This is a genomic window from Sorangiineae bacterium MSr11954 (genome assembly GCA_037157815.1).
In the GTDB taxonomy this organism is placed as follows: Bacteria; Myxococcota_A; Polyangia; order Polyangiales; family Polyangiaceae; genus Pendulispora; species Pendulispora albinea.
The window spans coordinates 1,243,395-1,261,036 of the sequence record CP089984.1 but is presented as its reverse complement, the minus strand read 5'-3'; the positions used below and the strand labels follow the sequence as shown (position 1 = coordinate 1,261,036).

Annotated in this window: 13 protein-coding genes; 9 read left to right on the top strand and 4 right to left on the bottom strand. The window is 66.9% G+C overall.

Translation table 11 applies throughout. The features are described from left to right. Nucleotides 1-716 precede the first annotated feature (716 nt). Entirely contained in the window at nt 717-2,162 is a 1,446-nt protein-coding gene (locus LZC94_05165; protein WXB16667.1) for a cyclic nucleotide-binding domain-containing protein, read from the top strand. A gap of 12 nt (nt 2,163-2,174) precedes the next feature. Continuing rightward, complete coding sequence (locus tag LZC94_05160; protein ID WXB16666.1) at nt 2,175-3,590, top strand: cyclic nucleotide-binding domain-containing protein; 1,416 nt, start codon at nt 2,175-2,177, stop codon at nt 3,588-3,590. Between the two features lie 61 nt (nt 3,591-3,651). On the opposite strand, the gene LZC94_05155 is transcribed toward LZC94_05160, so the two are convergent. Further along, nucleotides 3,652-4,560, bottom strand: a complete 909-nt coding sequence (locus LZC94_05155) for a DUF58 domain-containing protein (GenBank protein ID WXB16665.1) — start codon at nt 4,558-4,560, stop codon at nt 3,652-3,654. A 10-nt stretch (nt 4,561-4,570) separates the two neighbouring features. Next, nucleotides 4,571-6,757, bottom strand: coding sequence for a hypothetical protein (locus tag LZC94_05150; GenBank protein ID WXB16664.1), 2,187 nt, complete (start codon nt 6,755-6,757; stop codon nt 4,571-4,573). A 57-nt stretch (nt 6,758-6,814) separates the two neighbouring features. Here LZC94_05150 and LZC94_05145 point away from each other — a divergent pair, with 57 nt between their 5' ends. Beyond that, nucleotides 6,815-8,200 (top strand): sigma-54 dependent transcriptional regulator, encoded by a 1,386-nt coding sequence (locus tag LZC94_05145; GenBank protein WXB16663.1) that lies wholly within the window; start codon nt 6,815-6,817, stop codon nt 8,198-8,200. Nucleotides 8,201-8,424: 224 nt separating this feature from the next. Then, nucleotides 8,425-8,994 carry a hypothetical protein gene (locus LZC94_05140; GenBank protein WXB16662.1) on the top strand — a complete coding sequence of 190 codons (570 nt, stop codon included), beginning with the start codon at nt 8,425-8,427 and terminating at the stop codon, nt 8,992-8,994. Nucleotides 8,995-9,018: 24 nt separating this feature from the next. Here LZC94_05140 and LZC94_05135 read toward each other — a convergent pair whose 3' ends face one another. Together LZC94_05135 and LZC94_05130 are read right to left on the bottom strand one after the other, a co-directional pair. After that, the gene (locus tag LZC94_05135; GenBank protein ID WXB16661.1) at nt 9,019-10,647 is read right to left on the bottom strand and encodes a PrsW family intramembrane metalloprotease; all 1,629 of its coding nucleotides are present in this window, start codon (nt 10,645-10,647) and stop codon (nt 9,019-9,021) included. A gap of 420 nt (nt 10,648-11,067) precedes the next feature. Then, nucleotides 11,068-11,562, bottom strand: coding sequence for a CAP domain-containing protein (locus LZC94_05130; GenBank protein ID WXB16660.1), 495 nt, complete (start codon nt 11,560-11,562; stop codon nt 11,068-11,070). A gap of 433 nt (nt 11,563-11,995) precedes the next feature. Between LZC94_05130 and LZC94_05125 the strand changes: the two genes are divergently transcribed. From LZC94_05125 to LZC94_05105, 5 genes are all read left to right on the top strand, one after another. Next, nucleotides 11,996-13,135: a low temperature requirement protein A gene (locus LZC94_05125; protein ID WXB16659.1), complete on the top strand. Its 1,140-nt coding sequence runs from the start codon at nt 11,996-11,998 to the stop codon at nt 13,133-13,135. A gap of 100 nt (nt 13,136-13,235) precedes the next feature. Continuing rightward, the gene (locus LZC94_05120) at nt 13,236-13,604 is read left to right on the top strand and encodes a DUF2384 domain-containing protein (protein ID WXB16658.1); all 369 of its coding nucleotides are present in this window, start codon (nt 13,236-13,238) and stop codon (nt 13,602-13,604) included. A gap of 90 nt (nt 13,605-13,694) precedes the next feature. Further along, a complete protein-coding gene (locus tag LZC94_05115; protein ID WXB16657.1) occupies nt 13,695-14,447 on the top strand; it encodes an RES family NAD+ phosphorylase in 753 nt (250 codons plus the stop codon). A gap of 171 nt (nt 14,448-14,618) precedes the next feature. Continuing rightward, nucleotides 14,619-15,938, top strand: coding sequence for a Stp1/IreP family PP2C-type Ser/Thr phosphatase (locus LZC94_05110; GenBank protein WXB16656.1), 1,320 nt, complete (start codon nt 14,619-14,621; stop codon nt 15,936-15,938). A gap of 38 nt (nt 15,939-15,976) precedes the next feature. Then, nucleotides 15,977-17,470, top strand: coding sequence for a hypothetical protein (locus tag LZC94_05105; protein ID WXB16655.1), 1,494 nt, complete (start codon nt 15,977-15,979; stop codon nt 17,468-17,470). The last annotated feature ends 172 nt before the right edge of the window (nt 17,471-17,642 follow it).

The following is a 17,642-nucleotide window of genomic DNA, read 5'->3' as shown; positions in this document are numbered from 1 at the left end:
CAGCTACTCCGTCTCCTCTTGCCTTTTTGCTTTCCGTACGAAGGGCTAGACGCATGTTGTCGCTTCGACTTCGGAGCATGATCGCCAACACGCACGTTCCGTCATGCGGCCGGTGCTCCGTTCATGGCAACACCGCGTCGGCGTCCACGCGATTCGATCGCGCCGGCGGGGCGCCATTCGACGCGATGCCGCCGATGCGCGCAGCGGCGAGGACCACTTTGGCGACGGTATACACACGGTGATCGTTATCGTTAATGAGTATTCCGCACGACTCGACTCGTCATGACTGGGTCGCCCGGCAGCAGCGGCTCGCCACCACGACGGTTACTGTCATTTCAACAACGTTCACACCCCAACCAAACCTCCGACGGGCCCTGCGAGCGCGAAAAACATGCGAGATTTTGACGCAGTGGCGTGACGCCTTGGTCACGCGCGCGACTCGCGTGTTCCCGTTCGATGAACGACGCTGCGCGGTCGTTTTCCTATAGCCCTAATCGCAATTACCAAGATAGAGTGCGCGCGGTTCGTCGGCGGTCATCGCGCTACGGGGAGGCTGTTCAAATGGCTCGTTCGCCGAGGAACGAGCAGGGGCGGCGTTCGTCACGACCGTCCGAAGTAGATATTGCGAGCGGGGGCAGCGGTATCTCCGCGCCCCTTTGGAAATGGATACGTCGGCCGCGCATATCGGTTCGATTCGGAACGAAAGGTGAAGGACGATGAACATTGTCAAACCGGGTAACGGCTCCAACGGTGCGAATGGCGCGCACGGCGCGAACGGCGGGTCCCCCTCGCAAACGAGCCTCGGTACGGCGGCCGCGCGAAAGCTGGCCACGACGACCAAGTCCGTGCCGCAGATGCAGGGCATCACGTCGCGCTGGCTTTTGCGGCAACTCCCTTGGATCCAGACGGCCGGCGGTGTGTACCGCGTCAACCGCCGTTTGAGCTACGCCGTGGGCGATGGGCGGGTCACCTTCACGAGCACCGGCGCAAAAGTGCAGGTCATTCCGCAGGAGCTCCACGAGCTGCCGCTCCTGCGCGGCTTCGACGACGACGAGGTGCTCGCCGCGCTGGCCAGCCGGTTCGTGCAGCGCGAGTTCAAGCCGGGTGAAGATCTGGCGAAGTTGGGCCAGGCCGCCGAGCATCTTTTCCTCATCGCGCACGGTAAAGTGAACAAGATCGGCGCCGGAAAATATGGCGCAGAAACCGTGCTCGGCGTGCTCGCCGACGGCGACTACATCGGTGACCGCATACTCGTGGACGAACACGACACCTGGGCCTTCACCCTCACGGCGGCGACCCCCGTCATTGCGCTGACCCTCCCGCAAAAGACCTTCGAAGAGCTGATCAACCAGACGCCCTCGCTGCGCAGCCACGTCGAGGCGTTCAAGGAGCTCCGGCGCCGCCCGCAAGACGAGCTGGGACAGCACGCCATCGAGCTGGCCGCGGGCCACTCGGGCGAGCCGGTGTTGCCTGCCACCTACGTCGATTACGAGGTCGCCCCCCGCGAGTACGAGTTGAGCGTGGCGCAGACCGTGCTCCAAGTGCACACCCGCGTGGCCGACCTGTACAACGAGCCGATGGACCAGGTCGAGCAGCAGCTGCGGCTGACGATCGAGGCCCTGCGCGAGCGCCAAGAAGACGAGATGATCAACAACCGCGAGTTCGGCCTGCTGCACAACGCCGATCTCTCGCAACGCATCCAGACCCTCGGGGGCCCGCCCACCCCGGACGACCTCGACAATCTTCTCGCCACCGTCTGGAAAGATCCGGAGTTTTTCCTTGCGCACCCGCGCACCATCGCGGCGTTCGGTCACGAGTGCAGCCGGGTCGGCCTCTACCCGCAGAGCGTGGACGTCAATGGTCACCAAGTCCCCGCGTGGCGCGGCATCCCCATCTTCCCGTGCAACAAGCTCCCCATCTCGGAGACCCGCACCAGCTCCATTCTTTTGATGCGCACCGGCGAGAAGAACCAAGGGGTCATCGGCCTTCATCAAACGGGCATCCCCGACGAGTACCAACCGGGCCTGTCGGTTCGTTTCATGGGCATCAACGAGAAGGCCATCATCTCGTACTTGGTCAGCGCGTACTACTCCGCGGCCGTGCTCATCCCCGACGCCCTCGGTGTCCTCGAGAACATTCAAATCGGTCGCGTTCAGGACTAGCGGAGACCTTCCATGGCAAACACAGTGGAAGGCTTCGACCCCACCACGGGGGCGCCCGGAACACCGTCGCAGACGGCCTTGGGCACGGCCGCCGCCCACAAGCTGGCCAACACGACCAAGTCCGCGCCCCAGATGCAAGGGATCACCTCGCGGTGGCTCTTGCACATGCTGCCCTGGGTGGAGACCCGCGGCGGCACCTACCGCGTCAACCGTCGTTTGACGTTTGCCGTGGGCGATGGGCGCGTGACCTTCACCAGCACCGCCACCAAGGTGCAGGTCATTCCCCAGGAGCTCCGCGAGCTGCCGCTCCTGCGCGGGGTCGAGGACGACGAGGTGCTCTCCACCTTGGCCAGCCGCTTCGTTCAGAAGGAGTACAAGGCCGGCGAGGTGATCGTGGAGCTGGGCAAGCCGGCGGAGCACGTGTATCTCCTGGCGCACGGCAAAGCGAACAAGCTCGGTCCGGGAAAATACGGTACGGAGAGCGTGCTCGGCGTGCTCGCCGACGGCGACTACTTCGGCGATCGCGCGGTGGTGGAGTCGAAGGACAGCTGGGACTTCACCGTCAAGGCGCTCACTCCATGTACGGTGTTGGAGCTCCCGCAGCGCGTCTTCGACGAGCTGCTCGGGCGTTCGGATGCGTTGCGGGCGCACGTGGAGCAGTACAAGCTCCGCCTCGCCCAGCGGCAGGACAAGCACGGCCAGGCCGCCATCGATCTCGCCGCCGGTCACGTGGGGGAGCCCATCCTGCCGGGTACGTTCGTCGACTACGAGCTCGCGCCACGTGAATACGAGCTGCACGTAGCGCAGACCGTGCTCCGGCTCCACTCCCGTGTCTCCGATTTGTACAACGGGCCGATGAACCAGCTCGATCAGCAGCTCCGGCTCACCGTCGAGGAGCTGCGCGAGCGCCAGGAGCACGAGCTGATCAACAACCGTGAAATCGGCTTGCTGTACAACGCCGATCTCTCCCAGCGCCTCCATACGCGCAGCGGGCCCGTCACCCCCGACGACATGGACGATCTGCTCTCGCGCCGCCGAAAAACGCGGTTCTTCCTCGCCCACCCCCTCGCCATCGCCGCCTTCGGGCGGGAGTGCAACAAGCGCAGGATCTACCCGACCCAGGTCGAGGTCGAAGGGCGCTCCGTGCGCGCCTGGCGCGGCGTGCCCATTCTACCGTGCAACAAGATCCCCATCGGCGAAGATGGCACGACGTCCATCTTGGCCATGCGCACGGGCGACAAGGACCAAGGCGTCATCGGCCTGCACCAAACGGGGCTGCCCGACGAGTACCAGCCGAGCCTGAACGTGCGCTTCATGGGGCTCGACGCCAAGGGCATCCAGTCGTACCTCGTCAGCGCCTACTATTCGGTGGCGGTGCTCATCCCCGACGCGCTCGGCATCCTGGAGAACGTCCAGCTCGGGCGTTGAGCACACGCAACGCGCAACACGCGAACGCAGGCGGTTCGCGCGGGCGGCGCGCGCATGTCGCTCAGTGCGCGGCTTCGATGATGGAGCGCACCACGCGCACCGGATCGTCCGTGGTGAGGGCGCGCACGAAGCGCCCTCCGCGGGCGAGCAAGCCGCGCTCCCAGCGTTCGCCGAGCTCCCCGAGGGCGGCCAAGTAGGCTTGGCGGGTCGTTTCCACGTCCGTCTCGACCACGGTGCCGCCCTCGAGACCGCGAAGGCGCACGGTTCCTTCGAAGGGGAGCGTGGCCTCGTCGGGATCGAGCGTTTGCACGACGACCAGCACCCGGCCGCGCGCCGCCATGCCCGCCACCAGCTCCATCGCGCCCTCCGGCAGGTCGAGCAGATCGCTCAAAAAGACGATCACCGAGCCGCGCCGGGCCGCGCGTGCGATGCCGCCGAGGGCGCGATCCAGCATGCGCGCGTCGGCCAGCGCGTCGCCTTGCGCGTCCAGCAGCTCCAAGGTGGCGATGAGGCGCTCGAACGACTCGCGCCCGCCCGACACCGGCAAATTGCGCATCCCATCGAGCCCGCCGAACAAGGTGAGCCCCACCGGATCTCCGCTCTCGATCGCCACGCGCCCCAGCGCGGCCGCCACCAGCGCGCTCCACGCCAGCTTTGCGCCCGGGGCGCGCGAGCCGCGGTAGCCCATGGAGGCGGTGCGATCGACCACCAACCGAAGCGCGCGATCCGTCTCCGTCTCGAACTGCCGAACCAGGAGCCGATCGTGGAGCAGCAGCGAGCGCCGATCGAGCCACCGCAGATCGTCGCCCGGTGTGTAGGCCCGATGCCCGCCGAACTCCACCCCCGCGCCGCGCCGGGCGCTCCTGTGCCCTCCTGCGTACACGCCTTCGGCCACCAGGCGCGAACGCAGGCGAAGCGGGGCGATCTTTCCCCAGTCGAGCTTTTGACGGATCCCTTGGGCGCTGGACACGGCGTGGCCTTTACGGAAGCACGACCTCCGGCAGCGGCCCGAGGGGCGCGCGACCGCTGTTCAAGATGTCGCGCGTGAGCGCCACCTCCATCAGATCGATGCCGCCGGTCTTCAGCACCTGGCGCAAGCCCGCCTCCGCGCCGCGCTGATCGCCGGTGACCCGTCGATCCATGGCGGCATAGAAGAGCGCCTCCGTCTTTTGCGCCGGTGTTTTGGCGCTGCCGATCAGCTCCTCGGCCTTGATGCGCCCGCCGCCGAAGGCCGCCAAGCGCCCGATCCAGCGGCCATCGTCGAAGATCGAGGAGAACACCTTCTCCGCCGAGCCATCGGGCTGCACCTTGAGCTGCCGCTCGAGCAAGCGAACCCAAAGCGCCAGGTACACCACGTCCTCCTGATCGAGATCGGCCCCCAGCGCGCGCCGCAACCCCTCGCGCGCCCGCGGGAGATCGCTGTGCACCAGCGCCTGCCCCACCACGAGCCCCAAGGTCGCCGAGACCTGCTGCTTGTCGCGCGGCGCGTTGTCGTACGCGCGCTCGAGCGCCTTGCGCGCAGGCTGCGCCGCGCCAAAGCGATCCAGCACGCGCGCCAGCACCCGCTCCACCCGCGCCCGATCTTCCGGCTCGCCTTGCGTGCGGGCGCGCGCCAGCTCCTTGAGCGCATCGGTGTAGGCGGCGCGGGCGGCCGTGGCATTTCCTTGCTCCAGCGCGATGTCGCCGAGCATCAGCTGAATGTCACCTTTGAGGGCCAGATCGCGCCCCACATCGGGGGTCGCGAGCGCCTCCTTCAAGTGCGAGGCCGCCACCTGGAGCTGCCCATCGAAGCGCTCGATGCGCGCCAACGTGGCCAGCACGCCGCCCGATTTATCGGCTTGCGACGCCTGCCGGAGCAAATCGCGCGCTTCGGGCACCCGCCCCTCGCGCAGCTCGAACTCGCCCATCATGGCGCGCACTTGGCCCGGGCTCGGATCCGTCCGCGACTTGGCCGCATCGGCCAGCGCCAAAAGGGGCGCCGAGGCTTTGTAGGTGCGGCGAGCCGCCGATACGTCTTCGCCCTCCGCCTCCAGGGCCATCGCCCGCATCACGATCGCGAGCGCGCCGCCGAGGGTGCGCGGCTCGGGGTGGGCGCGCGCGGCCTCGACCACCACCGCGGCGCTCGCCTCGGCCATGCCGTACTCTTGAAGGCCGGAGGCCACGGCGCCCGCGGCCTCCGGGAGCGACGGCTCGAGACGGTAAGCCTCCATGGCCACCACCCACGAGGCGGCGCGAAAGAGCTCGTGGTCCTCGAACATCGCCTCGTCTTCGTGATTTTCGCGCGACGACGGTGGACGAAGCGCGTGCAGCACATCGAGCCAGCGCACGCCGTCGGGCCTCTCGGCCACCCGTTCGAGGGCCACCAACAGATCGGGCCTCACCAGCTCGCGGGCCGAGGCGCGGTCGAGCGCCGCGAGCGCCCCTTTGGCGTCGGCGGCGAGCAGGTGAAGCGCCACCAAGGTCCGCCCGCCGGTCTGCAAGGCGCCAAAGGCCTCCATCCCCTCTTCGCGCGAGGGCGGGACCCGCTTGTCACGGAGCGAGTTTCGGAGCGAGAGCGCGGCTTGCACCCACTGCACCGTGCGCGTCGACGCCTCTTGATGCGCCGCCTCGGTCGGCTCGAGCAAGCGACGGCCGGCGGCAATGGCCTGCAGCTCGTGCGCATTGCGAACCGGGCCGTATTTGGCGCCGGCGTCGCGGATCCAGGCTCCGAGGGCATCGAGGTGGGCCTGCACCTCCTTCTTCTCGTTGTCCGGCGCGATGCGGAACAACAGCGAGTACAGGGCCAGGGCTCGCCCTTCGTCCCCTCGGTTGGCGTACTCTTTGGCCGCGGAGCCGATGGCCTCCTTGCCGTGCGGGCCCAAAATGCCGACGGTCAGCTCACCGGTCCGCACCAGATAGAGCCCGCCGGCGAGCGCGGAGACGCCCCGGGCCGGGGCATGGGCTCGAAATCGCGCGGCGGCGCGCGCCATTTGCCGCGCTTCGACCCCGGCCAGGCGCATGCCTCGCTCTTTGGAGGCGGGCTCGCTCTTCAGCAAATCGCGCACGGCGCCGGCAAAAGCCTCGTCGGTGACCGCCAGGCCGGGTGCCGTGACGCGCTCCCCCTGGGGTGAACGGGCACCTTCACCCGAACCGGCGCCACAGCCCACGAGCAGAGCGGACAGAAGCAAGCCTGTGCCAACGATGAGCGCTCTTCGCATCGCGACGAGTGTACACTGTTTAAAACGATGGCGCGCGGGCACCTTCTCGTCGTGGACGACGAGCCTTCCATCCTGACCACCCTACAAAAAGCCCTCTCACTGGAAGGCTATGCTGTCGATGTCGCGGGCGGGGTCCGCGTCGCCGACGAAAAGCTGAAGAAGCGCAGCTACGACCTCTGCCTCTTCGATGTCATGCTGCCGGACGGCGACGGCCTGGAGCTCCTGCAGCGCCTTCGCACCGCCAAGGTGGAGATCCCGGTCATCATGATGAGCGGCCACGCGACCATCGACACCGCGGTCCGGGCCACCCGTTTGGGCGCGCTCAATTTCCTGGAGAAGCCCATCAACACCGATGCGCTGCTCATCGCGGTCGAAACCGCCCTGCGCCTCGATCGCGCGGAGGCCGAGGCCCGGGCCCTGCGCCTGGCGAGCGGCGCCGGCTCCGATCTGGTCGGCGAGAGCCCCGCCATCAAGAAGCTCATGGAGCAGATCGGCCGCGCGGCGCGGAGCCATGCGAGCGTGCTGGTCACCGGGGAGCGGGGCACCGGCAAGGAGCTGGTCGCCCGGGCCATCCATCAAATGTCGCCGCGCGCCAAGGGGCCGCTCGAGAAGCTCAATTGCGCGGCTTTGCCCAGTGAGCTCATCGAGAGCGAGCTCTTTGGCCACGAGGCCGGCGCCTTCACGGGCGCCACCAAGCAGCGCCGCGGGAAGTTCGAGCGCGCCAGCGGCGGCACCCTCTTCCTCGACGAGGTGGGGGATATGCCGCTGCCCATGCAGGCCAAGCTCCTGCGGGTGCTGCAGGAGCGCGAGATCGAGCGCATCGGCGGCAACGAGACCATCAAGGTCGACACGCGCGTGGTCGCCGCCACCAACCGCGACCTGGTCGCCGCCTGCGACAAGGGCGAGTTCCGGCCCGATCTCTACGATCGGCTGAACGTCGTTCCGCTGGCCCTTCCTCCTCTTCGTGCGCGGCGTGAAGACATTCCGCTCTTGGCCCGTCACTTTCTGGAGCTCGCGGCGCGCACCAACGATCGGCGCGACATGCGCATGACGGACGATGCGCTCGGGGTCCTCTCGGCGTACAGCTTCCCCGGCAACGTTCGCGAGCTCCGCAATTTGATCGAGCGCCTGGTGATCCTCACCCCGGACGACGTCATCGTGGGGGACGACGTCCGAACGTGCCTCCCCGGCGGCGGCTCGCCGAAGACCGCCGGCCTCTATCGCCCCGGGACGCCCTTCCGGGTGCTCGTCGAAGAGGCCGAGCGGACGATCTTGTCCGAGGCCATCGCCCACCACGGCGGTCAGATGGCCGCGACGGCGCGCGCGCTCGATCTGGAGCGAAGCCACCTTTACAAGAAGTCGCGCGCGCTCGGCCTGCGCGGCGACAAAGGCGATAGCGACGACGAAGGGTGACATCGCGCCGCGGTGCGGATGATCGCTACGTGGTCGTAGTCGCGCGTTGCGAGACGTGTCGCGGATCGAGAAGCGCTGGAGCACGGTGATGCCGTGGCGGATGGCCGAGACGGCGCGCGGCACGAGGGCTGCAATTCTTCGTGCTCACCATGTCCTTTCGTAATTCTTTCTTCACGCTTGGCGTCTTCGTTTTCACCACACTGTCGATGGGTTGCCGCAGTCAAATGATCGACGACCAGGCCAACTTTCAACGCACGGTCGCTCGCGAACGCGCCACCCAGCAGATCTTGTTCAGCAGCTGCGGCGACGAAACGAAGTTCGGTCCAACCTGCGGTTTGGTCGCGCGAAAGCTCGCCGAGCCCGACTTCCGCGACAAATTCCGCGACAAGTTCTGCGAGGGGCGCACCGACGAGCAGTGCCAAACCCTCTTCCAGCGGCTGTTCGAGGCCGAGCTATCCCGGCGCTACTTCGCCGCCGACGTAAACGCCGTCGTGACCACGTGCGATCTGCACCCCACGGAGTGCGACGACCCCAAGAACTACGAGCGGTACCTCCTCCAATCGCACAACCAACACGTGCAGGAGCGGTTCGCGAGGGAGGAGAGCGCCATCGAGGAGGCGCGCGAGCGCGCGCAGGCCGAGTACCAACGCAAGACGTGGGAGGGCGTGCGCGACCTGGGCCGCGCGCTGAACCATCTCGCCGACGAGGAGCGCTACCAGCGCCAGGGCGGCACCCGATGCAAGACCTACCCGGACGTGTTCACGGGCGCCACGACCTACTGCGAGCACCGTTGAGCGCGAGCCTGCGGGGGAGAGAAGCTACATCGCCCGCAGCGAGCGCACGAAGAAGAACAGCAAAATGGCGACGCCGACCAGGCCCTGCGTCATCATGAGCGCGGCCTGCTGCGGCCCCACGGCGTGGGTCGCATAGACGAAGGTCACCCCCGTCACCACGGCGATGGCCAAGACGAAGGCTTGCAGCACCGAGATCCCCTTGTCGGCGCGGCGGCGGGCGGCGTCGACGGCGTCGAGGAACGGCTTGGTGAGAAAGAGGAAGACGGTCATCGCGAAGTAGGAGCCGCCGAGCTCCTCGTGCGAAAGAAAAAAGTCGTACGCGCCGTGCAGCCCCACCACGAACAGGGAGACGCGGAGGAAGTGCGCGGCGTAGCGTTCGCGGTCGGAGAGGAACTCGTAGAGCGCGGTGGCGAAGATCCCCGTCATCGCCATATGGAGGAAGTTGGCGGTCAGAAAGCGCGCGAGCCCGCTATGGAGCGCGCCCTGCGCCACGTAGTCGATGTTCTCCTCCGCCGCGAACCCGAGGCCCACCATGGCGCCGGCGACCAGCACGTCCAGCTTGTCCCCCCATCTTCGCAAGATGGGAACGAGCGGCAGAAACAAAAGCGCCTTGGACGCTTCCTCGCGCAGCCCCACGCCAAAGACGTAAAAGAGCATATCGCGCACGACGTCACCGGTTTCGATCAGCTTGAGGCGCGACTCCTCCACCGCGATGAGGAACATGGTCGGGATCACGCTGGCGACGCCGAGCCCGAAGGCCACCACGTAGAGCGGGATCCGAAACTTCGGGCGCTCGCCCAGCTTCCCCAACCGAGCGCACATGAAGGCCCACGCGAGCGCCGAAACGGCGCTCATCCAGAGGCCCGCGCCATGCCATCGCTTCTTCCAGCTGAGCGTGAGCTCCCACACGGCCGCCTTCCAATCGCGCTCGTGCACGGCGAACCGATACTTGGTGAGGTTGCCGGCGGCCGCCCAGACGCGTGCATCTTGCAACCGCCCCCGCACGTGGTCCCACGCATCCACGTTCATCCAAAGGTTGAGCGCACCATCCACATCGGACGCCCGCTCCGGAAAGGTCATGCCCTCGCGCTCGTAGTACCCCGCCGCATCGAGCAGCGCGCCCGACTGCTCCGCCTCGCGACCGAGCAGATGATTGTGCCAAGGCAGCGGCGGCTCACGCTTCGCGCCCGCCAGCACCTGATCGCGCACGGCCCGAGACACCGCGTCCTTCTCCACCCCGCGCCAGAAGCGCCCGAGGAGCGACACATCGGGCGGCAGATCATGCGCCAGCATGGCGTCGATGGCCTCCTCGTCGAGGATCGCCCCTTCGCTCTTCTGCATGGGATCGTCGAACGACTGCGACTGCAGCCTCCGGCGGATGCGGTCGGTGATGGCGCGCGCATGATTGTCCAAGAAGGCGAGCACGATGGCCATGTTCGGCCGCTCGTGCAGGAGCTGCACGTAAATGGCCTCGGCCGCCGCAAACTTACCGCTGGCCGTCAGCGACGACGCGCGCTCTTCCTCCGAAGAGGCGTGGAGGCTCGCATACGAGCCGATGGCAAAGCCTACCGCGAGGGTCACGATGAAGGCCGCCAACGCGGGGACCAGCAACCGCTCGTGCCCCGATCTCGAAACGAAGAGCCTCTTCAACATGCACAGGCGGAAATAGCACTCTGCGTGTTGCCGTTCGACCGGCCACGACGCCCTCGCAGCGTCTTCATGACCGCAAGCCTCTTTTCGAACGCCACCACCCCCGTTCGACATCATGCCGGCAGGACAGCAGACTCATCCTTTCCGCTGCACAAGTTGCACGGGCCGGCCAGTGCTCCCATTTTGATCATGAGACCGTGACCGTGCCCCCCGATTGAAGCTCGACGAGCGCATCTTTCGCTTCTGCATGCGCGACCGGCACGCGAAGGAGCTTCATCGAACGCATCGTATCGATCCCGCCGAGGCGATCGTCGACGATCCCCGGGTTGCCCGAAGCCTTTCGCGACCGGCGGGTTCCGCAAATGAAGGCCCTCCTCGATGCGCGCGGGAGGGCCCGGGGCTAACCGCCGGTTGCGGCGAGCGTCATTGGAAGTCTTGCACCGCCCAGACTTTGCCGTTGGGCATCGTGTAGAAGCCGCACGCGACCTTCGTGTATTTTTTGCTGCTCATGTTGTCGTAGTGGCCACCGCCCGGGCCTTCGCCCCACATCATCTCGAGGCAACCGGGGATCATCTTTTCGGCCGGGCCAGGCCAGCCTGGACACTCGTTTTGTGCCCACTCGCTGCATTTGCCAAAGGCGCCGTGCGGCTTGCTCGTTTCGGAGTCGCTCTTGGCTTGGCCGCTGGCGCATACCTCTTTGTCGCTCCAGCGCGCGTAGGGCGGGAGGCCCAAGGTTGCGCGGTAGGCGTTGATCTTGTCGACGCAGATGCTCGTCGCATCGCTGCCCGTTGGAGGCGGAGGTTGCGTCGGCGGCGGGTTCGTGCCGCTGTCTTTGCCATTTCCACCACCGCCGCCGTCTCGCCCGCCCGCGCTTCCACCGATCCCGGCATCGCTGCGCGTGCCGTTGTCGTCGGTCACAGGCGTCTTGCCTCCTTCACGATCGCCAGGATTGCCGTCCTCGCTTCCACTGCAGGCCACGTAAAGTGGCAAACACAGGAGCACACAGAGTGTCATGTTTGCTCCGACCTTCGGGTGCTTCTTGCTTCGAAGATTCGGTTTCATATCGGGCGCCGTCCGCAAGAACTGAACCGAATCGACATCGAGGAAAAAACGCGCGCGACCGAGCGGACTTTGCGCCCTGCGCCACGGGGGTGATTCCCCGCGTTTTGGGGCCTCGAACCCCGATTGCGCGGATTCGGCCGCCTCGGGGTATCGTTGCCGAACGAGCAGAAAATAGCAGCAAAGACCGCAAAAACGCGGGCACGAGCAAACCAACACCAGCTAGGAGCGAGCAAGCATGACGCACTCGGGGCGGCCGACGTTCAACGCATTGCGCCCATGGTACCGGCCCATGAGCGCGCGCGATCCCCACGAGGAAGGAAGGATCGCCAGCGCGCTCGAGCTGCTGTTCGATCTCTGCTTCGTGGTCGCCGTCGCGCAAGCGGCCGCGCAGCTGCATCATGCGCTCTCGGGGGATGCCGCGCACCATGTTGCGCCGCACATCGGGCATGGCCTGCTCGGTTACGCCTTGGTGTTTTACGCCATCTTCTGGGCGTGGCTGAATTTCACTTGGTTCGCGTCCGCGTTCGACACCGACGATGGGATGTTCCGATTCACCACCCTCGTCCAAATCGGTGGGGTGCTCGTCCTCGCCGCGGGCGTGCCGGCCGCGTTCGAGGCGCTCGACTTTACGGTGCCCGTCATGGGCTACGTCATCATGCGGCTGGCCATGGTCTCGCAGTGGCTGCGGGTCGCCAAGAGTTGCCCCGAGCTTCGCCCCACCGCCATGCGGTATGCGATCGGCATCGTCCTCGTGCAGATCGGCTGGCTGCTCTGGTTGTGGATCCCGCACGGCCCCATGGCGCTGGCGGCGTTTGCCGTGCTCGCACTGGGCGAAGGGGCCGTGCCCGTGGTGGCCGAAAACGCGGGACAGACCCCGTGGCATCGCCATCACATCACCGAGCGCTATGGGCTCTTCAACATCATCGTGCTCGGTGAGGTCATAACCGCATCGACCGCCGCCATCGGCGATGCCGCGGGAGGCCACTCCGGGCATGTGCTCCCCATGATCGGGCTCGCGGCGGCGGGCCTCGTCATCGTCTTTTCCATGTGGTCGCTGTATTTCGATCACCCGGCGCACCACGTGCTCACGAGCTTCGGGCGCGCCATTGCCTTTGGCTTCGGGCACATCGTGATCTTCGCGGCGGCCGCCATGGTGGGCGCCGGCATCGAGGTGGCGATCGATTTCGATACGGGGAAGACCTCCCTCGGCCCGGTCGCCGCTGCCCTGGCCCTCACCGTGCCGGTGGCGATTTACTTGCTCGCCGTGTGGCTCCTCATCATCCGCCACCTGCGGACGGGCCCGGCGAGTTACGCCTTTCCGGTGAGCGCGCTGGCGGTTCTTGCCGTCTCCTTCTCACCGGCGCCAATCCACATTTCCGCAGCAATTCTCGCAACTTTGGTGTTCTTTACGGGGAGGACCAAATCATGACCACTGAACGCGATTTCAGGCCTCTCGACCCGTGTCACCCTCGAGAGCGCATCAATTCATTTTGCACGTGAAAAACTTGTGGGTTAGGTTTTCATGTGAAATGAACCAAGTCGCGCCCAGCCCCGAGGAGGGGATCGTTCTTACGAAGGCGGTTCTCCGCGTCGCGGAGGCCCTCGGCCTCTCCCAACGTGATCTTGCACGCATCCTGGGTGTGAGCGAGGCCACGGTGTCGAGGCTCCTCACCAGCACCATGATTTCGCCGCACAAAAAAGAAGGCGAGCTGGCGCTGCTCTTGGTGCGCGTCTTCCGCGGGCTCGATTCGCTCGTGGGGGGTGATGAGCGGAAAGTTCAAGCCTGGTTTCATGCTCCCAATGCCCACGTGGGCGGGATACCCGCCGAGAGGGTCATGACGGTGGAAGGGTTGGTGGAAGTTGCCACTTATCTCGACGCGATGCGCGGCCACGTGTAGCCTCGCTTTTGCGTGAGTCTTCGAAAGGATGCACCTGCAAAGCCAGGACGCTTATGGGTAGCATGCCAAGGTCCGAAGCACCTTGGTCGATTGGTACTGGATGCTTATCGCGCGGTCGAGTCGCAGCATGTCACATCGACCCGCAAGCTCGTCGACTCCGACGCCGAGCAGCAACTCTTGGAAGAGCTCATCGATACGGTGAAACCGCCCGTACCGAATGGAGCGGATTTTCGGGGGCTGCATTATCTGCTTTATACCCCCTTTCGCCATCCGCCCTTGCGCTGGGGCTCCCGCTTCGGAACGCGGGCCGAGCGAGGCATGTGGTACGGATCGGGGGACGTCGAAACCTGCTTTGCCGAAGTGGCCTATTACCGGCTGCTCTTTCTCGAGGGGACGAGCGCCGATCTGGGGATCGTGAGCATCGAGCTCACCACCTTCCTCGCCAACATCGCGGCCGAGCGCGGCGTCGATCTTTTGAAGCCGCCCTTTCAGGCGCATCAACATCTCATTTCGTCCAAGACGTCGTATGCCACGGCCCAGCCGCTGGGGCGCGACATGCGGGCCGCCGGCGTGCAGGCGTTTCTCTTCGCGTCCGCGCGCACCACCACCGAGCGCACGGAGTCGAGCCCGATGCGCGGGGTCAATGTGGGGCTCTTCGACCCGGTGTTCGCGAGCAAGAAGCCGGCGCAGACCAAATATCAAACTTGGACATGCACGACCAGCCGCGACAAAGTCGAAGTCGCCCGGAAGACCATCGCCCACCCGCTCACCAAGGCCGGCGAGTCCCTCGTTTTTCCGCGCACCGACTTCGAAGTCGATGGTGCATTTCCCGTCTGCGCGTAGCCGTGGGTGGCGGCTTGCGGGGAGCGGCTGCACCCCCACGAGGTCGCCAGCGACCCTAGCGGGCATTCCAAATGGCCGGATGTTTTTCAATCCATCTCGAATTCCTGGGATGAGCCAGCTCGCCCGTGCCGTGGTGCGGGCGCCTCGATCCATGGCATGATGGCATAAAGGATGATCGACTCGATACGCTTCTTCGCCGCCACCGATGTCGGGAGGGTCCGCGAGCACAACGAGGACAACTTCCTCGTCGACAAGAAGCTCGCGCTCTTCGTCGTGGCCGATGGCATGGGCGGGCACGCCGCCGGCGAGGTAGCCAGCGCCATCGCCGTGCGCACCCTGCACGAGGAGATCAAGCGCGAGAAAGACCTGATCGAGGACTACGTCTCCGGCGCCACCGGCGCGCAAAAGGTGACGCAAAAAGACATTATCGCCTTGCTCGAGCACGCGGTGCAGCGCGCCTGCGCCAAGATCCACGAGGAAGCGCAGGGCGACACCGACAAGCGCGGGATGGGCACCACCCTGAGCGCCATCATCGTGCTCGGGCACCAAGCCTTCATCGCCCACGTGGGCGACAGCCGCATCTACATGATGCGCGGCGACGAGGTGCACCAGGTCACCGAAGACCATACGGTGCACAACGAGCTCATCAAACGCGGCAAGCTCTCGCGCGAGCAGATCGAGAAAGTCGCGCATAAAAACGCCATCACCCGCGCGGTGGGCGTCTACGAGCGGGTGGAGGTCGACACCTTGGTGGTCGAGCTGCTCCCGAGCGACACCTTCGTGCTCGCGAGCGATGGGCTCACCGGGTACCTGCAGAGCGTCCAAGAGCTCTCGGAGCACCTGAAGAAGGAGGGCGACGTCGCCGCCAAAGCGCTGGTCGACTTGGCCAATGAGCGCGGCGGCAAGGACAACATCACCCTCATCATCGTCAAGCTCGGCGAAGAAGGCGCCAGCGACGACGAGCGAGCCCGCCGCCTCGCCCTCAAGCGCGACGTCTTGGCGCGCATGCCGCTCTTTGCGCGGCTCACCGAGCGCGAGCTTTTGCGCGTGATGCAAGCGGTGGAGGTTCGCTCGTATGTCGAGGGCGATGTGGTCATCCAAGAGGGCGACCGCGGCGACGAGCTGTTCATCGTGCTCGAAGGGCGCGTGCGCGTCTCGCGCGGCGAGGCCACGCTGACCCACTTGGGGCCGGGTGAGCACGTGGGCGAGATGGCGCTCATTCGCAGCGTGCCCCGCTCGGCGACGGTCACCGCGGCGGGCGGGCCGGCGGAGCTCATTGCCATCCGGCGCATGGACTTCTTCGAGATCTTGCGCAAGGAGCACGAGCTCGCGGTCAAGCTCCTCTGGCAGTTTTTGGGCGTGCTCGCGGATCGACTCGATCAAACGAGCAGCGAGCTCCGCCACGCGCGCGAGGAGCTGTCGGCCGAGGACATCACGGCCGATATCTTCGCCGTCGTGGAGCATCCCACCTCGCCATTTCCGGTACGTTGACGGCTGGAGCACGGGCCGATAGCGTCGCTCCGTCCCGCATGCCTCTTCGAACTCGGCTGCCGTCCGCCCTTGCGATTGCGTTGGCGCTCGCCTTCGCGGCGGGTGAATCTTCGGCCGAAGCCGCCGAGCCGCCCCCGGGTCCGGGGGGTTCGCCGGGTGCGACCGGCGCGGTGAGCTCGGGCGGCTCCGTGGTGATGTGGCCCACGATGACGCCGGCCGGCGATCAGCCCTCGTCGTTGCCGCTGCACGCGCCGCAGGAGTCGGAGCAAGGCGTGTATGCGCGGGCGCAAGAGCTCGACGCCACCTTGCGCGACGCCGCGCAGGATCTCGGCTACACGTTGCACGTCACCGACACGGGCCCGGTGCCCGGAAAGCTGCGCGACAGCGACTTGATTCACCGGGCCGCGCACGCGGGCGCCGCGGGCCCCGAGGCCGGCACCTGGGTGGTGAGCCCGCGCCTCGAGTACACGGGCGACAACACGTTCATCGTGCGCATCGTGGCGGTGGCGCCCAAATCGCGCGAGCTGCGCGTGCGCGTCGACACCGTGAAGGGCCAAGACGTGGCGGTGCGCGGTCTGGTCATGCTGCGCGATCTGCTCTCGCCCGCGGCGGCGGCGCACGCGGCGGCGCTCGAGCGCGAACGCGAGCGCGTGGACGAGTCGGCGCGCGCGCGGCTGACCCCCACCTTGCGATCGCAAGGCCGCGCGGTGCTGGCCGTGAACGGCGCGCTCTTTGGCGCATACGTGGCGTTCAGCGTGCAGCGCGCGAGCGGCAGCGACGATCCGCGCGTGCTCTATCCGCTGCTCGCGCTGGGCACGGGCGTGGGCATCGGGAGCGCGCTCTTGGTGAGCGACGAGTGGGACATTGGAACGGGCGACGCCTGGTACCTCGCGGGTGGCGCGTGGTGGGGCGCGGCCGCGGGCCTGCTCATCGCCAACGGGCGCGACGTGCAGCCGTTCTCCGATCGCTACACGTGGGGGGCGGGCGGGGGCCTCATTGGGTTGAGCCTCGCGACCATCGCGCTCACCCGCGGCAAGGCCGACGAAGGCGACGCGATGCTCACGGTCTCCGGCGGCGCCGCCGGTCTGTTCTTGGGCGGCCTGGGCGAGCTCGCCTACCGCGGCACGAAGCCCGACGTCACCCCCAACTACGGCGCGGGCATCGGCAGCGCCGTCGGCGTGGTGGGCGCGGGCGTGGTGGCCGCGCTGGTGCGCGTCTCACCGTCGCGGGTCATGCTGATCGATCTCGGGCTGGGGGTGGGCGCGCTCGCGGCCGCCGCCTCGGCGAGCCCGCTGCTCTTCGAGAACGTGAGCGAAAACAAGGCACGCGCCTTTGCGCTCATCACCGGCGCGGGCACCGTGGTGGGCGGAACCCTCGCATGGTTCCTCACCCGCAACATGGCCCGCGAAACGGCGGGGCATGCGCCCTCGTTCGCGCGGAGCCTCAGCCCCATGGGCGGCGTCATCGGCAGCTCCGCCACCCCCACGGGCGCCGTTCCCGCCTATGGCGTGGGGATCACGGGCCGCTTCTGAAATGGGCTCGGCGCTCGCACTCGTCCTCAGCGCCCAACTTTTGACGCCGCCACATGGCGCGACGGCACCGTTGGCCGTTGCGTCGAGCGCGGCGGCGCCGAGCATTGCGTCAGGCGCGGCGGCGCCGAGCGTTGCGTCGGGCGCAGCGGCGCCGAGCGTTGCGTCAGGCGCA